Raw genomic sequence first — 21,791 nt, forward strand, 5'->3', positions numbered from 1 at the left:
TCAGGCATACATACTAGCATCCCACATGGCGGACATTTTGGCATACCATTTTGGTTTTGATACTGTATTCGCCACGCTCTTTGTAAATCCTTCTGCATCCAGAGGTTTTTCCTTTATATTTTCATAAAATATCTTCATAAGAGATGTTAGACATCTTTTTATGAGCGTGACCCTCCAATGCTGTCTGTGTATTCCGGACTAAGCCAACCATCTGTTCCCTCGAAAATACGAGAAGACATGGGAAAACGCGTAGAAGCTATTTCTACGCAAAGAACACCTGTGTGAATCTTCTGCGCACCCTTAGGGGTGCATGGGGTCTCCCTCTTTCTCCCGATACTCCCGAGAGGCCACCAACTACGATGATTTTACTCTACCCATTCCACGGCTGAGCCATGTCTAAGAAAATGGCCCGGGGGGGCCCACGGGGGCTGGTCGCCGGAACCAATGCCTAAGCTGGGCAGGAGATCGCCACCGGCTGTCGAACAATATAGTGCAATCGGTGTACCGCGCCCCTTTTTTCAGTGAAAGTGTCTGCCTTAAGGAGGATATTCATGGCTAAAGGAGCCAGAGGGACGCTCAGAGTTCCCTTTCTACTTACCAGCTTGATTCTGCTGGTCCTGGCCGGGGTGCTGGCCGCTTTTCTCGTCGGCTGTGTGCGCGGCATGCCCCGCTTTGACCCTTCTGTTTTGGAGAAACCCAGCATGACTTCTACGGTTTACGACCGTAGCGGCAAACTCTTTACCCGCCTGCATGCCGAGGAAAACCGCCTGCCGGTCGACCTGAAAAAGGTTCCCCGCCACCTGCAGGAAGCCTTTATCGCCACCGAGGACGTCCGCTTCCGCCAGCACTATGGCGTCGATCCCAAGGCCATCGCCCGCGCGGCCTGGCGGATCCTGACACACCAGTCCTTTGAGGGCGGCAGCACCATCACCCAGCAGCTGGTAAAAAATGCCTTCTTGACCCCGGAGCGTACCTTAACGCGCAAGGTCCAGGAAGCTCTGCTGGCGCTTCAGGTAGAACGGCGTTTCACCAAAGATCAGATTCTCGCTATGTACCTCAATGAAATCTATTTCGGTAACGGCGCCTATGGCGTGCAGGCGGCGAGCCGCACCTACTTCGGCAAGGATGTTTCAGAGCTGACACTGGCCGAAGGGGCCCTCCTGGCCGGTCTTACCAAGAACCCGACCCGCTACTCGCCTTTCGACAATCTGCCGGCGGCCAAGGAACGGCAGGCGGTTGTTCTCGACAACATGGTCCGGGCGGGTTTTATCACGGCCGCGGAAGCCGAAGCAGCGCGCTCGGCCCCGCTTAAAATTGCGCAACCGAAGAGCAACCAGCAGCCGGCGCCCTACTTCATCGATTATGTGATCAGTTACCTGGTCGACACTCTATCGCCGCAGCTTGGTTCAGAGAAGGCGGTATACGACGCCATCTACCGCGGCGGGCTGCAAATTTACACCACCATCGATCCAGAGATGCAAAAGGCGGCCGAAAAGGCCCTGGCGGCCCGGCTTCCAGCCGGCGAAAAGGACGCCAACGGGATCCTTCAGCCCCAGGGGGCTCTCGTGGCGGTAGATCCTGGCTCAGGCGAAGTACGTGCGCTAGTGGGTGGGCGCGACTATGCCAGCACCAAGTTTAACCGGGCGGTACAGGCCCTGCGTCAGCCGGGTTCTTCCTTCAAGCCCTTTGTCTACACCACCGCCCTGGCCCAAGGCTGGTCACCGGGTTCCGTGCTGGATGACGCTCCCATGATGTACAAGGGCAAAATCTGGCCGGATAACTACAACCACAAGTACCGCGGGCTCACCACGCTGCGGGTCGGGATTGCAAATTCCATCAATGTCATGGCCGTAAAGCTCATGCAGCAGGTAGGAGTAGATCAGGTGGTGGCCACCGCGGAGAAGATGGGCATCACTACGCTGGTGAAAAGCGGCCCCCGAAACGACCGCCAGCTGGCCCTCGCCCTGGGCGGGATGACCAACGGTGCCTCCCCCCTGGAGATGGCCAGCGCTTACGCGGTACTGGCGAATGGCGGCCTGCGGGTTGAACCCCACCCGGTCACCCTGGTAAAAGACGTGAACGGCAATATTCTCTGGCAGGCTCAGGTCAGCCGCTCGCAGGTCCTGTCACCGCAGGTCAGCTACCTGATGACAGACATGCTCAAGGGAGTAATCACGCACGGCACCGGCAGCTCGGCAGCCATCGGCCGGCCGGCCGCCGGCAAGACCGGTACCACCTCTGAAAACAACGACGTTTGGTTTGTGGGCTACACGCCGGATTTGTCCGCAGCTGTCTGGATAGGTTCGGATGCCAAACCCCAGGGGCAGCGCACCTACCTTAGTCGTTACGGCATCGGCAGCGGGCTTCCCGCCCGGATCTGGGGAAGTTTTATGCAGAGCGCCCTCGCCGGCACGCCGGCACATGACTTCACTCGCCCCGGCGGGCTGGTGAGCGTTACCGTCTGCAGTAAATCCGGGCTGCTGCCAAGCAACATTTGTCCGCCGGAAGATCTGGTAACCGAGCTTTTCATCCAGGGCACCGAACCTACAACGGCCTGCGACGTCCACGTTACCGCCACCGTGTGCTCGGAAACCGGCCAGCTGGCCAGTGAGTTCTGCCCGCACCCGGTGACCAAGGTGTTTATCAAGCGCAAGGAACCCTATGCCCAACGCAGTGACGGCCGGAAACCGGCCGATGCCGCGTTAGAGGTGCCGACGACCACCTGTACCATGCATACGACGGCTCCGGTGGAAGTACCCGTTTGTCCCGAGACCGGCGAGCTGGCCACACCCTACTGTCCGAACCCGCAACTAAAAGCTTTTGCCCCCGGAACAGAACCGAAAACCCCGTGCCACCTGCACGGTCCGGGCGACCAGCCGCCGCAAAGCCCTTCGGAGCCTGGCCAGCCACCTGCAAATCCGGACGAAAACCTCTCTCCGCCGCCAAGCCCGGATCAACTAGGCCGGCAGGACCCCGGTAACGTTCGTAAGCCACCGGCCCAGCCCGTACCGGCGCCAAACTCGGCTGCTGTAACCAAGCAGCTCTTGCAAGAAAGCCCACGTTAGCGTGGGCTTTTTTCTCAAGGCGCTTCGGGCTTCCGACGCCTTATTTCCTCAGGAACGCCACCGTGACGCCTGTGCCACCTTCGCGGTAGTCAGCCAGGGCAAACTTCTCCACGTGGGGGTTGCGGGCCAGAATAGCTTGAATGGCCTGGCGCAAAGCCCCTGTTCCTTTGCCATGGATGATTCTCACCCGCTCGAGTCCGGCCAGGCGCGCATCATCCAGGTACTTCTCCACCAGGTATTCCGCCTCGTCCACCGTAAGGCCCCGCAGGTCAAGTTCGGGTGAGATGGCCTGGGCCTTACTGGCAGCCAGGGCTCCCACGGCGTCTTTCTCACGGCGGGCTTTCGCTTCGTGCCGCGGTCGTAGTTCACTGGTTTTGAGCTCCACCTTGAGCATGCCCACCTGGACCAGGACGTTGCCGGCGGCGTCGGGGCTGCCGAGCAGGGTACCGTTTAGGTTCAGGTGCGGGATGAACACGGTTTGGCCCGGCTTAAGCTCGGCGGCCGGTACCGCGGGCTCTGCGTCCGGGGCCTTGTCCTCATCGTCCAGGTTCAGGTTCCGGTACACGCGTTCCTGCGCCTGGCTTAAATCCCGGCGGGCCTGTTCTGCCGCCAGGGTGCGGTCCTTTTCAATCAGCTCCGAAGAAGCGCTTCTAAGTTCGCGGATGATGCGCTCCGCTTCCCGCCGCGCGTAGTTGATGGTGCTTACCGCCTCGCTTTTGGCGCGGCGCAACAGTTCCTCCTTCTTAGCGTTAAACGCTTCCTGCTTGGCCAGCCATTCTTTTTTCACCCGCTCTGCCTCGCTGCGGTCCGCCTGCGCGCTCTGGATTGCCTCCTCGAGCCGCAGCCGCTTTTCTTCCAGGGACCGAATCAGGTCATCCGCCCGCACATCGGTTTGGGAAAGCAGGGAACGGGCCCGGTCGACCAAGGGCCGTGGCAGGCCGAGCCGCGCAGCGATTTCAAAGGCGTTGCTGCGTCCCGGTAGACCGATGAGCAGCCGGTAGGTGGGCTTAAGGGTCACCGGGTCAAACTCCACCGAAGCGTTTTCCACATTCGGGTGGCTATAGGCGAATAGCTTAAGTTCGCTGTAGTGCGTCGTGGCTACCGTGGCCGCGCCTACTTCCACCAGGTGTTCCAGGATGGCCTTGGCCAGAGCGGCTCCTTCCGCCGGATCCGTGCCGGCACCCAACTCGTCGAGCAGGACCAGGCTCCGGCCGCTGGTGTGGGCCAGAATGTCGACGATGTTTTTCATGTGCGAGGAGAAGGTACTGAGGCTCTGCTCAATGCTTTGCTCATCGCCGACGTCGCAAAAAACGCGGTCGTAAACAGGCAGCTCGGTGTCCCGGCCCGCGGGCAGGTGTAGGCCGGCCTGGTGCATGAGGGCGAAGAGCCCTACGGTCTTAAGGGTGACTGTTTTGCCGCCTGTGTTCGGCCCGGTCACCACCAAAACGCGAAAGCTCCGGCCCAAGGGCAGGCTGATGGGCACCGCCTCCGGTCCCAAGAGAGGGTGCCGGCCTGTCCGAATCTCCAAACGCCCCTTGCGGTTGAGGATGGGGCGCACGGCCTTTTGTTGCACGGCCAACCGCCCTTTGGCAATGATGAAGTCCAGGTGGGCCAGCCGGTCAATGAGGTCGCTTATCCCCGCCGCCGCCTGACCTACCAGGCGTGAAAGCTCGCCCAGAAGTCGTTCCACTTCGTGGCGTTCGGCCGCCTCCACCTCGCGCAACCGGTTGCCCAGCTGAAACACAGCCAGGGGTTCAACGAAAAGCGTGGCGCCGCTGGCCGACTGGTCATGCACCACGCCGGGCACATGCTGGCGCCACTCCTGTTTCACCGGCAGCACATAGCGGTCGCCCCGCATGGTTATCAAAGGTTCCTGCAGGTACTTCAGCACCGCCGGCGAACGCACCATGTCCTCCAGGCGGGTGTGGATTTCGTTATCGAGCCGCTTTTTTTCCCGGCGCAGGCGGGCCAGCGCCGGGCTGGCTTCGTCGGCCAGGTCATCGGCCGTTGGCACAGCGCGCTTCAAGGTACTCTCCAGGTCTGGAAAAAGGGGCAGACTCTCCCCCAACGCTTTGACCAGCGGCAGTTCAACCTCGGTAAAGAAGTCCTTCACCCTGCGGCCCGCTTCCAGGGCAAGCCGGATACGGTAGAGGTCCTCTGTTCCCACCGTGCCCCCACGCCGGCAGCGTTCTACGGCCGGGCGGATATCGCTGAGGCCGCCCAGCGGAACCTCCAGGCCGCGCTCCACCAACTGCACGGCCTCCGCCGTCTCCGCCTGCCACGCCTCCACCTGGGCCGGGTCGGCGCTGGGCTCCAGCGCCAGCGCCAGCTCGGCTCCCAGCGAGGTTGCCGCCTGGGCGGCGAGGGCGGCGGTTATTTTGTCCCAATCCAACTTGGCCTTGGTCTTCAAAGTGGCAACTGGCACTAAACGACCCCCCGGTAAAAATGTCCGCGTGTCACCCCAGCCGGACTAAGCTTCTCCAGGGCGGGCAGCTCACGCGCGCCGGCTTTCTCGGGTTCATCGGCGTCCAGTACGCGCCGGTAAGCAGCGGTGGTGCGCTTTATATATTCTGGCGGCCGGTTGCGCCCTTCGATACGAATAACGGCGATCCCCGCCTCCTGGAAGAAGGGGACTTCCGCCAGGAGGCAGAGGTCCATGGCGTTGAAGATGTGCATCCGGCAGCTCTGGTCGCAACCGAGCGGAAACAGCACCCCTTTACGGTCACGCAGGGCAAACCCGCCCTGGCGCACGCAGGGCCGGCTGCAGCGGTTTTGACTGCTGAGGCCGCCCAGCACGCTGCCCGGCAGGCAGTACTCGGACACCATCATCTCCAGCTGCCCCTGCACCACGCACTCGAGCTCGAACCCAGTGTCCGCCAGGTCCCGGATTTGCTCCCGGTTGAGCTCCGGAGAAAGGGTGAGCCGGCGGGCGCCCAGTTTTTCCCACTGAGCCAGCGTTAAGGCATTGAACGTATAGAGGGGCCAATCCAGGTACAGCTCGGGGACACCCATCTCCTGGGCCAAGCGCAGTGCGCCCAGGTTACCCACCTGCACAGGCAGGCCCAGCCGCTCAGCCGTCCGGAAATATGGCGCCAAGGCGGTTAGTTCGGGGTCCGCCGTAATGCGGGCCGAACTGGCCACAATCTCTCGTCCCTGCTCCGCTCCCAGCCGGGCCAGCTGCTCCAGCTCCTCCGGCCGCGGCGGGCGCTCGCCGTTATAAGTTTCGCCGCCGAAATAGAGGACATCCGCCCCGCCCGCCAGCGCCGCCTCCGCCCTGGCGAAAGAATTCACCGTTACCGCCAGGCGCGGCTTAACGCGCGTCCGCTTCGAGCCGGCCGGCTTGAAGCGCGCCGGCAGACACAGCTCAGCGGCCACGGGTTTACGCCGGTAGGCGGCCAGGCGTGCCGCTGTCAGCCGCTCCACCGCCTCCCGTCGGAGATTGTTCAGTTCACTGAACGGCACCAAGGTGCCTGGGGCCACGTCGAGGGCGATGTCTTCCACCCGGTAAGGGGTGTTGCCCAACCGCAGGAGTAGTTCCCCGGCGTTTGCCGCACTGAGGGGGTGCTTGAGCGCCTTTTCGGCCGGCTTTGCGCTGACGGCCCGGCCCTCGTGCCCCTCGGCATCCCTGAGGCTCACCTCCACCGGTCTGCCGGCGGCAATAACGGCCGCCAGGTGTACGGGGACGGTCTGGCCGCTGGCCGGAACCTGGTAGCTGGCGCGTGCCTGGGCAAGCAGGCGGGCATCCGCCGTTTTGAAAACCCGGTCGCCGGGTGCGACCCGCTGCGGCAGCTCCACTTCCACCACTTGGCCGGCGCCGCCCACCTGGGTGGGCTGCCCCTCGAGGAGGATCCGCTTGACTTCGGTACCTACCCTGCCTCCCCGGGATACCCACACCTCGATGCCGTCGCCTACGGCCAGCTCCGCCGCCAGGTGCAGGCGGGCACGCCGCCCCCGGCTGCTGATCACCCGTCCCAGGAAAACGCCCCGGTTGTTGGCACGTTTGTAGCTCATCAGTTCCCGCCCGGGGCGGCCAAAAAGGTAACCGCAGGTAAAACCGCGGTTGAAAGCCTGGGCCAGCTCCCTTTCAGTGCCGGGGCTCACCCCGTACCCTTCGGCGCCGCGCTCGGCGTAAAGGTCGAGGGCACGCCGGTAAAGGCGCACCACCGTAGCCACGTATTCGGGGCGTTTGGCCCGGCCTTCGATTTTAAAGGAATCCACTCCTGCCGCAATAAGCCGGGGCAGGTACCGTATGGTGTTAAGGTCACGTGGACTGAGAAGGTGCGGGCCGATCTTCTCCGGATCGACCACCACCTGTCCGTCCTTGTCCACCAGCGCGTATTCCAGGCGGCACGGCTGGGCACAGCGCCCGCGGTTGCCGCTGCGGCCGCCGATGAGGCTGCTCATCAGGCACTGCCCGGAGTAACAAACGCAGAGCGCACCGTGCACGAAGACCTCCACTTCCAGCCGGCTCTCGGCCTTGATCTGCCGGATGTCGTCCAGGCTGAGCTCACGGGCCAGGACCACCCGCTGGAAGCCGAGGTCTTTCAACAGCCGGGCCCCCGGTGTGTTGTGGACGCTCATCTGCGTGCTGGCATGCACCGGCAGGTCCGGTACACACTGCAGGGCCAGGTAGGCGATGCCCATGTCCTGCACGATGATTGCATCCGCACCCAGCTCATACACCCGGGTTAAGAAGACGGCGGCCTCCTCCAGCTCGCTGTCTGCCACCAGGGTATTAAAGGTGAGATACACCTTCACCCCACGCACGTGAGCGTAGGTAATCGCTGCTTCCAGCTCCTTAAGGTCGAAGTTAGTAACGTACCCGCGGGCGTTGAAGGCTTTGCCGCCCAAGTACACGGCCGACGCGCCGCTGGCCACCGCCGCGCGCAGCGCCTCCGGTCCTCCCACCGGGGCCAAGAGCTCAGGTATCTTCGCCATCGAGGTCTCTCCTTAAGCGGATGTAGTGCTGCAGCCGTGCCAGCGGCCACGTGTTCACCACATCGTCCTGCGTCAGTCCGGCCCGCCTGGCCACGCTCACGCCGTACTCCATGTCAGCCAAACGACGGGCATCGTGAGCATCCGTGCTGATGACCAGCTTCACCCCGAGTTCCTTGGCCCGGCGGGCCCAGCCGGCGCTTAAGTCCAGGCGCTCCGGCGAGGCGTTAATCTCTAGAATTTTGCCGTAGCGTTGCGCGGCCGAGAGAACCTGCTCCAGGTCCACCGCATACGGGTCACGGCGGCCCAAGAGCCGCCCGCTGGGATGCGCCAGCACATCCACGTGAGGATGCGCCAGGGCAGTAAGGATGCGCCTGGTCATGCTGTCCCGGTCTTGTTTAAAGCCGGAGTGGACCGAGGCCACCACAATGTCGCGCGCCGTCAGCACCTCATCCGGAAGGTCCAGCCGGCCGTCAGCGAGTATGTCCACCTCTATCCCGGACAAGATCGTAAGCTCAGGAAAGCGGGCCCGGACCGCTGCGATCTCTTTCTCTTGCTCCTTGAGCCGCTCCGGGGAAAGGCCGTGGGCGATGCTCAACGATTGCGAGTGGTCGGTCACGGCAATGTACGCGTAACCGCAGCCGGCCGCCGCCTGCGCCAGCCCGGCAATGTTTTCGGCCCCGTCACTCCAGTTGCTGTGCAGGTGCAGATCCCCCCGCACGTCTTCCAGCTTTATGAGCTCCGGCAGTCGGCCCCGGGCTGCCGCCCTAACCTCCTCCCCACCGGCCCGGAGCTCCGGCACCACGTACTGGAGGCCCAGGGCGGCGTAGAGTTCCCGTTCGGTAGCCAGGGCAACCGGGCCGGCCGGCCCCTTGAGCACCGCAGGCGTAAGCTCCAGCCCGCGCGCCGCCGCCCGCTCGGTTAAGGCTGTCCAGTGTGCCGGCGGGCCGGTGTGATAGCACACCTGGGTGGGAAACTCCGCCGGCGGCACCGTGATAAGGCGCGCTTCCAGGCCCAGGCCCAACACGACCCGCACCGACTCCGCGTCCTCTGCCAGCGTTTCGCGCACGTAGGGGGCAGCCTGGAAGGTTCGGTGGACCTCCGCCCGGCCCCGGCCGGCCACCGCCGCCACAAACACCAGCTCCTCCACCAGCTCTTCCCGCCGCCGTACCTCGCCCGCCAGGCTCACCCGCTCGACCGGGTGTAGTTGGGCCAGGATCTCTTGAAGCTCTGCCCCGGCCGGATAAGCCAGGCCCAGCGGCAGGCCGCGCGGGCGCGAACGCAGGAGCTCGATTCCCTTTTGGATCGCCGATTCTGTTTTGACGCCCAGGCCGGGTAAAGCACGGAGTTTCTTAGCGCGCGCCGCCGCCTCCAGCTCGTCCAGGTTGGAGACGCCCAGGTGGGTGAAAACGGTGCGCACGGTGCGCGGTCCCACCCCCGGTAGAGCCAGCATGGCGCGCAGGCCGGCCGGTACCTCGCGCCGCAGGCGCTCAAGATAGCCCAGGGAGCCGGTCTTAAGGAGTTCTTCAATCTTGGCGGCCAGCGCCGCACCAATGCCTGGCAGTTCGGTCAACCGCCCCACGCGGGCATAGTGGGCCACGTCTTCCTCCAGTTCGGCCAAAACGTGCGCCGCCTGCCGGTAAGCCCGGACCTTGAACGGGCTTTCCCCCTGAATCTCCAGAAGGTCGGCTATCTCGAGGAAAACCCAGGAGATCTCCAGGTTGTTCACCGGCGTCCTCCTTTCTGCTCACCTAACATGCCCGTCCCGGCCTCACTTTACGCCGCTTGCCTTAGCGAGAGGCAAAGAGAGAAGGACAGCCCGCCTGCTGCCCTCCCGGAATGATACGGGATGGTGTTAACGACGGCGCCACGTCCCCCCAGAAAAAGCGGGAAAACACCGGTGCCGCCGACCAAAAGTACTGGCCGAGCTCGGAAGCCTGTACGGCCTGCGCCAGCTGCGGCCACGGCAGCCAGGCCAGCAGGCTCACCAGGAGCATCACCACTGCGGTCCCGATGGCCAGCCCCAGACACGCCCCGGCCAGGCGGTCCAGGGTGGCCAAGCCGGGGACCGCCAGGGCCCGTTTGAGAAGCAGGCCGAGTGTCAAAAGAGTGTAGCGCCCCGCCAGTAGGAGAGCCAAGAAAGCCAGTACCCTAAGCAGCAGCGGCGGCCCCACCAGGTAGGTACCCAAAAGCCCGGCTACCTGCCCGCTGTAGCGGGCGGCCAGATACAGCCCCAGCACAAAACCGCCCAGCTTGGCACTTACCCCGATCAGGCCTTCGCGCCAGCCCAACACCATTTCCAGCCCCAGGATCAGCAAGATAACGAGGTCCAACCAGTTCACGGCCTTTCGCTCCCACCGGCCTCTGTCTCCTCATCCTGCAAGAGCGCCAGGAGTTCCTCGTAGTCCTCCTTCACGCGAAACAGCTCCGACGCAATGTTCATGGCCGCCAAAATGGCCACCTGGGTGGTGCTCAGGCACGGGTTGCCCTGCCTGATTTCGCTCATCACCGCATCCACATGCTGCCCCAGTTTTTGAATGGTTTCGGGGTTGGCTTTGCCCTTTACCGTATAGTCTTCGCCCATGATGCGCACCGTTACCCGGTTAGCTGAACCTGTCGCCATGGATCTCACCTTCGTCCGGAAAATAGGTCTCTAAGCTCTTATTCCGCACGAAGAAGCAAAATCCTGCCGCCGGGCAGCGTTTGCCCACTCAGCGGCGCACCTTCGCCTTGAGCTTTTGCTCCGCCGCCGCGATGATGCCGGCGATCAGGGGCTCCACCTCGGCGTCGGTGAGGGTGTGATCCGCCGCCTGGAAGGTAAGGGAGTAAGCCAGGCTCTTGTAACCGGCCGGGATCTGCTCACCGGTGTAAAGGTCAAAGAGCCTCAGATCGCTGAGGTCGGCACCTCCGGCCGCGGCCAACACGGAGGCAACCTCTTTGGCCGGTACGTCCAGGGGCACCATGAGGGCCAGATCCCGCTCCACGCCTGGGAAGCGCGGCCAGGGCCGGTAGCGCGGCGTAAGGTCCACGTGGGGCAAGAGGAGATCCAGGTTGAGCTCGAGGGCATAGACGCGGCCGGCCAGGCCGAAAGCCTCGGCCACCTCCGGGTGAATCTCACCCAGAGACGCCACCTTTTCGCCGCTTACCACAAAGCCGGCCTGCCTTCCAGGGTGGTAGACGGGCTCAGCGCCGGGGACGAACTCGCCGGTTACACGGAACGCCTGCGCGATGGCCTCCAGGATTCCCTTCAGCCGGTAGAAGTCGTTTTCCGGCGCCTTCTCCTGCCAGTTACCTTCTCCACGGGCCCCGGCCAGGACAACGCCCAGGTGCCGCGGCATGGCGGGCAGCTCCGTCAGGGGTAATTCTCCCGGCCAGTACACCCTGTTCACTTCAAAAATATTGACCGGCCCCCGCTTGCGCCGCTGATTGAGCCCCGCCGCTTCCAGGAGACTGGGCAAAAGGGTTGTGCGAAGCACGGACTGTTCCTCCGACAGTGGGTAGAGGAGGCGAATAACACGCCGCCGCGGGTCGTCGGGCAAAAGGCGCAGCTTTTCCACGCTCCCCGGGTGAGTAAAGCTGTAGGTTTCAACCTCGTCCAGGCCGCTGCCGCGCAGGATTTCCTTCACCCGGTCCGCGATGGTCAGCGCTACTGGCTTGTGGCCCACGCTCAGCTTCCCTTCGAGGGCGGTGGCCGGCACGCGGTCGAAACCGTAAAGCCGTGCCACCTCTTCCACAAAGTCCGCCTCCAGCCTGAGGTCCGCACGGAAGGTCGGTACCTTAACCGTAAGGTACTCCGGTCCGGCATGCACTACTTCCAGTTGGAGCCGCTCGACGGCCGCTCGGATGAAGTCGTCGGTTACCGGCGCCCCGATCAGTTCGCGGATGCGGGCCGGGCGGATGGTAACTTCCCAGGGGGCAACCGGCTGCGGGTAGAGGTCGATGATACCTTCTACTATCTCCCCTGCTCCCAGCTCCTGGATAAGGTGGCAGGCCCGCTCCAGTGCGAAGATGACGCCGTTGGGATCGATGCCCTTTTCAAAGCGCAGGGAAGCCTCGGAACGGATACCGAGTTGCCGCGCCGTGCGCCGGATATTGATGTTGTGAAAGCAGGCGGACTCCAGCATCACCGTAGTCGTCTCTTCGCTGATCTCCGAGAGCAGGCCGCCCATGATGCCGGCCAGGCCCTCCGGCCGCTCCGCATCGGCTATCACCAGCATTTCGGGCGTAAGTTGTCGTTCGTTCCCGTCCAGCGTGATAAGGGTCTCGTTCGGCCGCGCCCGGCGCACGATGATCTGCCGCTGGGCCAGGCGGGTGTAATCAAAGGCATGCAGGGGCTGCCCGGTCTCCAGCATCACGTAGTTGGTCACGTCCACGATGTTGTTGATGGGACGCATCCCCGCCGCCAGGAGGCGCTGCTGCATCCAGTCCGGCGAAGGCGCCACCCGGATGTTCGTAAGGACGCGCGCTGCATAACGCAAACAGAGGTCCGGGGCGGCGATCTCAATCTTCAGGTGGTCGTTGATGTTCCCACCGGCAGAGGTAACGTCCACCGGCGGCAGTTTCAGCTCCTTGCCGGTGAGCGCGGCCACCTCGCGGGCCACGCCGATGATGCTCAAACAGTCGGGCCGGTTGGGTGTAATGTCCAGGTCAAACACCGTCTCGCCCAGGCCTAAAACCGTGTGGATGTCGGCGCCCAGCGGCGCCTCCCCCTTCAAGATGAGGATGCCCGCCTCTTCCTCGGGCCTGTCTTCCGGCAGTCCCAGTTCGCGCGCCGAGCAGAGCATGCCCTCCGACGCGAGGCCGCGGAAACGGGCGGCCGCAATCCGCTGCCCGTCTGGGAGAGTGGCGCCTGGCAGGGCCACCGGCACGAGCACGCCCGGCTCCAGGTTCTGCGCGCCGGTGATAATCTGTTTTAGCCCGCCGGCCCCGGTATCAGCCTGTACTACCCAGAGGTGCTCGGCTTCAGGGTGGCGCTTGAGTTCCTTCACCTGTCCAACCACGACCTTGGCGGCGCCGGCCCCGGTGCGGTCAATCCGATCTACCGCCAGGCCCGCCATGGTGAGCCGCTCCCCTAGTTCCTCCGGCGTAAGATCAATGTCCACGTAGCACTTCAGCCAGGAATAGGGCACACGCACAGCCGATCCCTCCTTAGAACTGGTGTAAGAAGCGCAGGTCGTCTTCGTAAAAGAGGCGGATGTCATCGATGCCGTATTTCAGCATGGCGATGCGGTCCGGACCCATGCCCACGGCAAAGCCGGACACCCTGCTGGGGTCATAGCCCGCTATTTCCAGCTCCCGCGGGTGCACCATGCCCGAGCCCAGGATCTCCAGCCAGCCGGTACCCTTACACAAGCTGCATCCCTTGCCGCCGCACACCAGGCAGGAGATGTCCACCTCGGCACTCGGCTCCGTAAAGGGAAAGAAACTGGGCCGGAAGCGCACCTCCCGGTTTTTACCGAACATCTCCCGGGCGAAGGTGGTCAGCGTACCTTTCAGCTGCGCAAAGCTGATGTTCTTATCTACAGCCAAGACTTCCGTTTGATAGAACATGGGTGAGTGCGTGGCATCGGCCGGGTCGCGCCGGTAGCAGCGTCCCGGACAGATCACCCGCACCGGTACCTCCGGCGCCATGCGTTCCAGCGTGCGCGCCTGGAAGGGAGAGGTGTGGGTGCGCAGCAGGATCTCGTCGGTGATATAGAAGGTGTCCTGCATGTCCCGCGCCGGGTGATCCTTAGGGATGTTCAGGGCCTCAAAGTTGTAGTAGTCGTACTCCACCTCCGGCTCTTCCACCACATCGAAGCCCATGCGCAGGAAGATGTCCTCGATCTCCTCCAGCACCCAAGTCAGGGGATGCTTGTGCCCCAGGGCAGGCCGGACCCCCGGCAGGGTGATGTCCAGCCGCTCCTTCTCCAGTTGTTGAGCCTGGAGCCGGCGCTTAGGGACCTCCGTCCTTTCCGCCAGTTTCCGCTCCAGCTCATCACGGATTTCATTGGCCAGCTGCCCCAAACGGGGGCGCTCCGCCGGCGGAACGTCCTTCATGCTCCGCAGGATTTGCGTAAGTTCGCCCTTGCGGCCGAGGAACCTCACCCGCACCTCGTCCAGCTCTTCCAGATTCTGCGCTTGCGCCGCCGCCGCGCCGGCGGTTTGGGCCAGAGCCCGTAATCTTTCTTCCACTTGTCTTCCCTCCTTACCAGATAACAAAAAAAGCTTTCTTCCCCTAAGGGACGAAAGCTCACCTTCCGTGGTGCCACCCTGCTTCGGTACACGGCTGTACCCTCTCGGCCTGTAACGCGGCCACCCGGCACGGCCTACTTTCTTTCAGCCAGCGGCTCCGAAGTGAACTTCGATCGCACCAAGCCCGGCGGAGCTTGCAGTCTCCGGCTCCCCCTCCCTAAAGGGCCGATCCGACCTACTCTCTTCCTCCTTGCCTTTTATCCGACCTGTACGCCTGAAGGTTATTGCACGATCAGCTTCCGGTAGACTAGATAGGCGATGACAGACCCGGTAGTCTCAAACACGCGCCAGAAGAAGTCCGCGGCCATCATGCGCTATCCACCCCTTTTTAAATCTGGGGAAATCCTGGTTTAGATTATAGCACATGGGTTCCGCTTTGACAACTACAGCTCTGCAGCCGCTTTCCTCCGGGCCGCGCGTTGCCGCACCGCCTCAAAGAGAATGACCGCCCCGGCCACGGCCACATTAAGCGACTCCACCGGCTGTGCCAGGGGGATAAAGGCCCGCTGGCTGCCCAGGGCCGTAAGTTCAGCGCTGACGCCGGCCCCCTCGTTGCCTAGGACCACCAGGGTCGGCGCCGCCATAGGCACCTGCCAAAACGGCGTTCCCCCAGCCGGTGTGGTAACGACGACTTCCCAGCCCGCTGCCCGGCAGGAGGCGGCCAACTCCTTGCCGTTATCGCCGAGCGCAATCACCGGCAGCCGGAAGAGAGAACCCATGCTGGCGCGCACCACCTTGCTGCCGAAGGGGTAAACCGAACCGGCGGAAAAGCAGACTCCCCCCGCCCCCGCCGCCTCCGCCGCACGAATCAGCGTCCCGGCGTTGCCCGGGTCCTGGATTCCCTCGCCCAGGACGACCAGATCCGTCGCTTCAAGGAGGGCAGAAACAGAGGGCGGGCCGGGCAGGGAGGCCACGGCCACCAGGCCCTGCGGCGTTTCCGTTTCGGCAACGCTCGCCAGGACAGAAGCACTCACCGGCACCCAGCGCACTCCGCTCTCCCGCAGCCTGGTCAGCAGAGCCTGTGCCCGCGTCCCCACCGCCAGTTCGGGGCAAACCAAAACCGTCTCCAGGTTCAACCCGGCGGCCAGCGCCTCCTCCAGCAGCCGCACGCCTTCCACCAAAAAGCGGCCTTCGCTGCGTCTCAGCTTGGTGCTTCGAAGGGCCCGCACCGCTTTCACCAGCGGGTTGTGGCGCGAAGTTATCATCTCCACTTAAACGCGCTCCAGTTGATCGATGTTGGCGTTGCTCCCCACCACAACCAGTATATCCCCTTTGTGCAGCAAATCTTCCGCGCCCGGGGCGACGATCAGTTTTTTATCGCGCTTAATGGCCAGAACGTTAATGCCGAAACGGGCCCGGAGGTTCAATTCCCGCAAGGTCTTTCCCTCCCAGTTTTCGCTCGTAGCCACCTCGACAATGCTGTAATCGGGCGAAAGCTGAATGTAGTCAAGGATGTTCGCCGCCACCATGTTCCGCGCCAGGCGCGCGCCCATGTCGCGCTCTGGGAACACCACCTTGTCGGCCCCCACCTTGTAGAGAACCTTGGCGTGGAGTTCGTTCTGAGCCTTGGCCACCACACACTTCACGCCCAGCTCTTTAAGAAGCACGGTGATGAGAATGCTCGACTGGATGTCCTGGCCGATGGCCACCACGACAACGTCAAAATTCCGGATGCCCACCGCCCGGAGAGTCTCCTCCTCCCGTGCATCGCCCTGGACCGCGTGCGTAACATCCTTGGCCAGGTCCTGCACCCGCTCCCCATCGACGTCTACGGCCAGCACGTCATAACCCATGGAAAAGAGCGTGCGGGCCACGCTGGAGCCGAAGCGGCCCAGCCCGATCACCGCAAATTGACGCTTCACACCACTCACCTCTTAGCCCACAATAATTGCTTCTTCCGGAAAGCGAATATGGTTCTCACGCTGTCGCTGGGCAACTGCAACTGCTATCGTCAGGGGACCTACGCGACCGGCAAACATGAGTGCTATGATAAGAGCCCGTCCCACCGCTGAAAGCTCTGTGGTCAGTCCCATGGAAAGCCCCACGGTGCCAAAGGCTGATGTCACCTCAAACAGGGTTAGAAGAAAATCCTTACCTTCGCTGATAAGCAGTGCAATCGTTATGCCCACCACCAGCGACAAAGAAAGAAAAGCAATGGCCAAACTCTTGGGCACCAGACCTGCCGGCAGGGAGCGGTTTCCGACCTCTGTCCGGCTCTTGCCGCGTACAGTGGCAAGTACAGTTAAGATGAGGGTAACGAAGGTGGTGGTCTTGATACCGCCGCCCGTGCCGCCGGGTGAAGCGCCGATGTACATCAGGAGCACAATAAAGAACAATGTAGCCGGGCGCAGGTCGGCGATGGGGATGGTATTAAACCCGGCCGTACGTGGCGTCACCGCCTGAAAGTAAGAACACAAGAGCTTTTCAAACCAGCTTCTTCCAGCCAAGGTGGCTGGATTGTAGCTTTCTATCGTCAGAATCAACAGGGTGCCCAAGGCAATGAGAACGAGGGTGGTTTTCACCACGATTCGGGAGTGCAGTGACAGGTACCTTTCCCGGGGCCAGTTGATAAACTCGATCAAGACGCTGAAGCCCAGGCCCCCCAGGATGATCAAACTGGTAACCACCAGGTTCACCAGAAGGTCGGTGCGGTACCCTGTGAGGCTCCGGAACTCCCCCTTGAGGTCGAAGCCGGCGTTACAAAAAGCCGAGATGGCGTGAAAGACCCCTTGGAAAATGGCCTCGCCGGGCGGGTAGAGCCCCCACCAGTGCCAGGTGAGGAGTACAGCCCCCGTACCCTCGATAATAGCGGTAACCACAATCACTGCGCGGGTGAGCCTGACTACACCTTCAATGGAGATTTGGTTCAGCGCCTCCTGAATCACCAGGCGCTGGTGCAGCATGATCCGCCGCCCGAGAAGGATGGCCGCCAGCGTGGACATGGTCATAAACCCTAGTCCGCCCACCTGGATGAGGAGCAGGATAACCACCTGCCCGAAGCGGCTCCAGTACGTCGCCGTATCCACCACCACGAGCCCGGTCACACAAACGGCTGAAGTTGCCGTGAAAAGCGCGTTAAGAAACGGCGTCGGCTTACCGGCGGTGGAAGAAAGCGGCAGGCTTAGCAAAACGGCCCCGGTAAGGATAACAGCCGCAAAACCAATCACCAAGACCTGGGGAGGGGTTAGCCTCCAACCGGATCCGAGCTCCAGTTTGAAACGCTGCACCGTTCTAGCTCCTCTCGTGTTCCGGCCCCGCCGGCCCTGCTACACGATGGAATTATAACCGCCGCCGCAGTAAATGTCCACTGGCACCTTGCAACTGCGCTGCGTGTTTTGGGGCTGCCGGCGGCGCTTTCTTTGTCCAGCTCCTGAAGAAGAAGAAATCCCGGGCCGTTCTGCCCGGGTTGTTTCTATTGGGCCGAAAGCTTCTCCTTAGCCAAAGCCACCAGGTCAGAGAAGGCATGGCCGTCGTGAATCGCAATCTCGGCCAGCATCTTGCGGTTCACACCAACCCCGGCGCGCTTTAAACCACTAATCAACCGGCTGTAGGAGATGCCGTTCGACCGCGCCGCTGCGTTGATCCGGGCGATCCAAAGGCGCCGGAATTCCCGTTTCCTGGCCCTGCGGTCGCGCCGGGCGTAGAAGAGCGCCTTAAGCACGCTTTCATTGGCCGGCCGGAAGGAGCGGCTCCTGGCCCCGCGGTAGCCGCGGGCCAGCTTTAGTATCTTCTTGTGACGCCTCCGGGCGGTGACGCCACGCTTTACTCTCGCCATGACGAAAGGCCTCCTTTATTCGCGTAAATCAGGCGTAGGGGAGCATCTTGCGCACGCGCTCGTAATCCGCCCTGCTCACCAGCCCCGGCGCCCTCAGGTGCCGCTTGCGCTTGGCGCTCTTGTGCTCCAAAAGGTGGCTGCGAAAAGCTTTAGCCCTTTTCACCTTGTGGCCGCCGGTAACCTTAAACCTTTTGGCGGCCGAACGGCGTGTCTTCATCTTCGGCATCTTACTTTCCTCCCTTTTCCTCCGACCGGGGCGCCAGAATCATGATCATCTGGTTTCCTTCCAGGCGCGGCTCTCGCTCCACTGTACCCAGGTCTTTGAGCTGTTCAGCCATCCTCGCCAAAAGTTGGCGGCCCGCCTCCGTATGCGTCATCTGACGACCCCGGAAGCGCACGGTCACCTTAACCTTATCGCCATCAGAAAGAAAGCGCTGCATGTTCCGCAGCTTGACCTCATAGTCATGCTCGTCGATGGTGGGACGAAGGCGGATTTCTTTGATGGTGATGACCTTTTGCTTCTTGCGCGCCTCTTTCTCCCGCTTGCTCTGCTCATACTTGTAACGGCCGAAGTCCATAATGCGGCAAACGGGCGGCCTGGCGTCCGGTGCTACCTTGACCAGGTCCAGGCCTTTCTCCTGGGCCAACCGTAACGCTTCCCGCGTCAGCATTATTCCTAGCTGTTGGCCTGTTTCATCCACAAGGCGCACTTCACGGACGCGAATTTGCTCGTTGACCTGCAGGTCTTTAGTAATAGCGTGTCACCTCCAGTATTCTCCCCCACTCATGGCAAAGTAAAAGGGGCGAGCCGCCACCCGCCCCAAAAACACTAACACCGTGTTCCAGCAAACCCTGGTAGCAGCCGCAGCGCGCAGGGTGAGAAGCGGATGGCTTCTACTTCTTCGCCCCTCACTATAGCATAAGCATTGACTGCCGTCAACACCATTTTGCTCCTTCAACGCTGCGCGCGGCGATTTCCTCCTTGATGCCGGCCGTAAAGCGTTCGAGCGACACGGCCCCCAGGTCGCCCCGCTCCCGGTGCCGTACGGCTACCGCATCCTGCGCCATCTCCTTGTCGCCCACCACCAGCATGTAAGGAATCCGCTGCAGCTGGGCGTCGCGAATCTTGTGGCCGATCTTTTCGTTGCGCTCATCCACCTCGGCGCGCACGCCCTGCGCCGTGAGGTCCGCGGCCACGTGCCGGGCATAGGGCAGCTGCCGGTCGGTGATGGGGAGAACGCGCGCCTGCACCGGCGCCAGCCAGGTCGGGAAGGCCCCCGCGTGGTGTTCAATGAGGATACCGATGAAGCGTTCAATACTGCCGAGCACCGTACGGTGAATCATCACCGGCCGGTGCTTGTCCCCGTCCTCGCCGATGTACTCCAGGTTAAAGCGCTCCGGCATAAGGAAGTCGAGCTGGATGGTGCCACACTGCCAGGTGCGGCCCAGGCAGTCGCGCAGGTGGAAATCGATCTTCGGCCCGTAGAAAGCGCCGTCGCCTTCATTGACCTTATACTCCATCCCCGCCTGTTCCAAGGCCTGCCGCAGGGCACTCGTGGCCTCTTCCCAGACCTCATCCGAACCCATGGCGTTTTCCGGCTTGGTGGAAAGCTCCACCTGGTAGCTGAACCCGAAGACGCTGTAAATGTAGGTGATAAGATCGATAACGCCCTTAATCTCCTCGGTGATCTGGGACGGCAGCATGAAGATGTGGGCATCGTCCTGGGTGAAGCAGCGCACGCGCATCAGGCCATGGAGTACACCGGCGCGTTCGTGCCGGTGTACCAGTCCCATCTCGGCCAGGCGGATGGGAAACTCCCGGTAGCTGTGGGCCCTGGATTTGTACACGAGAATGCCACCCGGGCAGTTCATCGGCTTAATGGCGAAACCGCGGCCGTCGATTTCAGTGAAGTACATGTTTTCCCGGTAGTGGTCCCAGTGGCCGGAACGCTGCCAAAGTTCCTGGCTCAGGATGATGGGCGTCCGGATTTCATCGTAGCCGCGACGACGGTGCTCTTCGCGCCAAAAAGCCTCGAGTTCGTTGCGCAGAATCATCCCTTTGGGATGGAAGAAGGGGAACCCGGGGCCCTCTTCCTGGATGCTGAAGAGGTCCAGTTCACGCCCCAGCTTGCGGTGGTCACGCCGCGCCGCTTCCTCCAGGAGGCGCAGGTGTTCAGCCAGCTCCTCGGCGCTGGCGAAAGCCGTACCGTAGATGCGCTGCAGCATCTCGCGCTTTTCATCACCCCGCCAATAGGCCCCGGCCACGCTCAGGAGCTTGAAGGCCTTAATGTAACCGGTGCTCGGAACATGCGGGCCGGCGCAGAGGTCCACAAAGTCCCCCTGCCGGTAGAGGGAAATCACCGCCTCGGCAGGCAGGTCCTCGATCAGTTCCACCTTGTAGTTCTCGCCCTTCTCCCGGAAAAAGGCCAGGGCCTGTGCCCGGCTGATCTCGCGCCGCTCAAAGGGCAGGTCGGCCGCGATGATCTTGTCCATCTCCGCGCTGATTTTTTCCAGGTCCTCCGGGGTAAAGGCGCGCGGGACGGCAAAGTCATAATAGAACCCGTCCTCAATGGCCGGGCCGATGGCAAGCTTGGCCTCGGGGAAAACCTTTTTCACCGCCTGGGCCAAGACATGGGACGTGCTGTGGCGCAGGGCCCGCTTGCCAGCACCATCGTCCCAAGTGAGAAACTTAACCTGGCAGTCTGCCGTGAGGGGATGCGACAGATCCTTGACTTCCCCCCCTACTTCCATAACCAGTGCCCTTGCCGCCAGGTGCGGCGCCAGGCTGCGCACAACTTCTTTCCCGACAACCCCGGCAGGGAAACGGGCCTCTTTACCTTCCCAGTTCACAACAATCTCCGCCATGGTGTGTCCTCCTTCGCCGATAATAAACAAACCCCGTCCCAATGAAGGGACGGGGTCAACCCGCGGTTCCACCCTAATTCGCGCTCCGCGCCTCTTAAGCTCTAACGGCCTTCGCCGGCCTTACCTACTCGCTTTCGGCAGGCGCTTCGAGGGGGTTTTCGGCCGACCGGTTACCGGAAAGACTTCCACCCTGCGGTCCTTCCTCGCTGCGGCCCGGAAGCAGCCTAATCGTCCTCGTCATCGCTTTACGTTGGCCTCATTATACGCTTACGCCCCCGGCTTGTCAAGCCTTCAGTGCACCCAGCCGCTGGCCACCAGCGCCGCCTGAGCCAGTCCAATGATGAGGCCTAGTACACCGCCCACATATTCGATATAGCGGAGCTCCCGCCCCGCCACCTGCCAGCTTAAGGCCTCCAGGTGCTCCAGGGGAAAGGCCGCCAACCGCTGCTCCACGATCGCACCCACGTGCAGTTCTTCCAGGCTGGATGCCACATCCGCGAGCACAGCATCCAGGGCCCTTGTCCCTTCGCGCTGGACTATGCGTTCCAGCTGCTCCGTGAACCAGCGGCGCAGTGAAGCGGGCACAAAGGCCGGCAGGCGCCGGTCGAGCTCGGCCGTAGCCTTCTCGGTGAGTGCAACCGCGAGCGTGGCCTTCCATTCCGGACGCGTAAGCTGCCCGGTTATGTCGCCGGCCGTGAGGAGTTCTCTTTCTATTGCCTCCCCGACACTGCGGGCGATTTCCTTGTGTCGCTGGGGCAAGAGCCCCTGCAGCTGCCAAGGACCGATGCGTATGGCCCGCCGCGGGCGAAAAAGAAGCCACACCGCCACCACGTTCGTCAGCCAGCCGATGAGGGCCCCGCTTACGCCCAGAACCGCGTACAGCATGCTTTGCTCCCCTTTACTTACCTCGGCACTGC

Annotated in this window: 17 protein-coding genes; 1 reads left to right on the plus strand and 16 read right to left on the minus strand. The window is 62.5% G+C overall.

Annotated elements, in window-relative coordinates; translation table 11 throughout:
* The first annotated feature begins 551 nt into the window (after positions 1-551).
* On the plus strand, positions 552-3,065 hold the full coding sequence (locus tag K5554_RS10300; protein WP_221038392.1) for a transglycosylase domain-containing protein: 2,514 nt from the start codon (positions 552-554) through the stop codon (positions 3,063-3,065).
* Between the two features lie 40 nt (positions 3,066-3,105).
* Here the strand turns inward: K5554_RS10300 and K5554_RS10305 are convergent, their stop codons facing one another.
* The 16 genes from K5554_RS10305 to K5554_RS10380 form a co-directional block, all read right to left on the minus strand.
* Entirely contained in the window at positions 3,106-5,490 is a 2,385-nt protein-coding gene (locus tag K5554_RS10305; protein WP_221038393.1) for an endonuclease MutS2, read from the minus strand.
* On the minus strand, positions 5,490-8,003 hold the full coding sequence (locus K5554_RS10310) for a DUF3656 domain-containing protein (protein ID WP_221038394.1): 2,514 nt from the start codon (positions 8,001-8,003) through the stop codon (positions 5,490-5,492). Before K5554_RS10310 ends, K5554_RS10305 begins: the two co-directional genes overlap by 1 nt.
* On the minus strand, positions 7,987-9,729 hold the full coding sequence (polX, locus tag K5554_RS10315; RefSeq protein ID WP_221038395.1) for a DNA polymerase/3'-5' exonuclease PolX: 1,743 nt from the start codon (positions 9,727-9,729) through the stop codon (positions 7,987-7,989). The genes K5554_RS10310 and polX overlap by 17 nt, the downstream gene beginning before the upstream one ends.
* A 61-nt stretch (positions 9,730-9,790) precedes the next feature.
* Entirely contained in the window at positions 9,791-10,342 is a 552-nt protein-coding gene (locus K5554_RS10320) for a CvpA family protein (RefSeq protein ID WP_221038396.1), read from the minus strand.
* Positions 10,339-10,623, minus strand: coding sequence for a cell division protein ZapA (locus tag K5554_RS10325; RefSeq protein WP_221038397.1), 285 nt, complete (start codon positions 10,621-10,623; stop codon positions 10,339-10,341). The genes K5554_RS10320 and K5554_RS10325 overlap by 4 nt, the downstream gene beginning before the upstream one ends.
* A gap of 88 nt (positions 10,624-10,711) precedes the next feature.
* The gene (pheT, locus tag K5554_RS10330; protein ID WP_221038398.1) at positions 10,712-13,135 is read right to left on the minus strand and encodes a phenylalanine--tRNA ligase subunit beta; all 2,424 of its coding nucleotides are present in this window, start codon (positions 13,133-13,135) and stop codon (positions 10,712-10,714) included.
* A gap of 13 nt (positions 13,136-13,148) precedes the next feature.
* Positions 13,149-14,174 carry a phenylalanine--tRNA ligase subunit alpha gene (pheS, locus tag K5554_RS10335; RefSeq protein WP_221038399.1) on the minus strand — a complete coding sequence of 342 codons (1,026 nt, stop codon included), beginning with the start codon at positions 14,172-14,174 and terminating at the stop codon, positions 13,149-13,151.
* Positions 14,175-14,455: 281 nt separating this feature from the next.
* Positions 14,456-14,545, minus strand: coding sequence for a YqzL family protein (locus K5554_RS14745; RefSeq protein WP_221038400.1), 90 nt, complete (start codon positions 14,543-14,545; stop codon positions 14,456-14,458).
* 72 nt (positions 14,546-14,617) lie between these two features.
* Positions 14,618-15,439 carry an RNA methyltransferase gene (locus K5554_RS10345; RefSeq protein WP_255565616.1) on the minus strand — a complete coding sequence of 274 codons (822 nt, stop codon included), beginning with the start codon at positions 15,437-15,439 and terminating at the stop codon, positions 14,618-14,620.
* A 6-nt stretch (positions 15,440-15,445) separates the two neighbouring features.
* Positions 15,446-16,096 (minus strand): TrkA family potassium uptake protein, encoded by a 651-nt coding sequence (locus tag K5554_RS10350; RefSeq protein ID WP_221038402.1) that lies wholly within the window; start codon positions 16,094-16,096, stop codon positions 15,446-15,448.
* 12 nt (positions 16,097-16,108) lie between these two features.
* Complete coding sequence (locus K5554_RS10355; protein ID WP_255565372.1) at positions 16,109-17,461, minus strand: TrkH family potassium uptake protein; 1,353 nt, start codon at positions 17,459-17,461, stop codon at positions 16,109-16,111.
* Between the two features lie 185 nt (positions 17,462-17,646).
* Positions 17,647-18,009 carry a 50S ribosomal protein L20 gene (gene rplT, locus K5554_RS10360; RefSeq protein ID WP_221038403.1) on the minus strand — a complete coding sequence of 121 codons (363 nt, stop codon included), beginning with the start codon at positions 18,007-18,009 and terminating at the stop codon, positions 17,647-17,649.
* Positions 18,010-18,037: 28 nt separating this feature from the next.
* Positions 18,038-18,235, minus strand: coding sequence for a 50S ribosomal protein L35 (gene rpmI, locus K5554_RS10365; RefSeq protein WP_221038404.1), 198 nt, complete (start codon positions 18,233-18,235; stop codon positions 18,038-18,040).
* Between the two features lies 1 nt (position 18,236).
* Positions 18,237-18,764 (minus strand): translation initiation factor IF-3, encoded by a 528-nt coding sequence (gene infC, locus K5554_RS10370; RefSeq protein ID WP_370636982.1) that lies wholly within the window; start codon positions 18,762-18,764, stop codon positions 18,237-18,239.
* Between the two features lie 181 nt (positions 18,765-18,945).
* The gene (gene thrS, locus K5554_RS10375) at positions 18,946-20,874 is read right to left on the minus strand and encodes a threonine--tRNA ligase (protein ID WP_221038405.1); all 1,929 of its coding nucleotides are present in this window, start codon (positions 20,872-20,874) and stop codon (positions 18,946-18,948) included.
* Positions 20,875-21,165: 291 nt separating this feature from the next.
* Positions 21,166-21,759 (minus strand): DUF445 domain-containing protein, encoded by a 594-nt coding sequence (locus K5554_RS10380; protein ID WP_221038406.1) that lies wholly within the window; start codon positions 21,757-21,759, stop codon positions 21,166-21,168.
* Positions 21,760-21,791: the final 32 nt, after the last annotated feature.

Source organism: Gelria sp. Kuro-4 (assembly GCF_019668485.1).
Classification (GTDB): domain Bacteria; phylum Bacillota; class DTU030; order DUMP01; family DUMP01; genus DUMP01.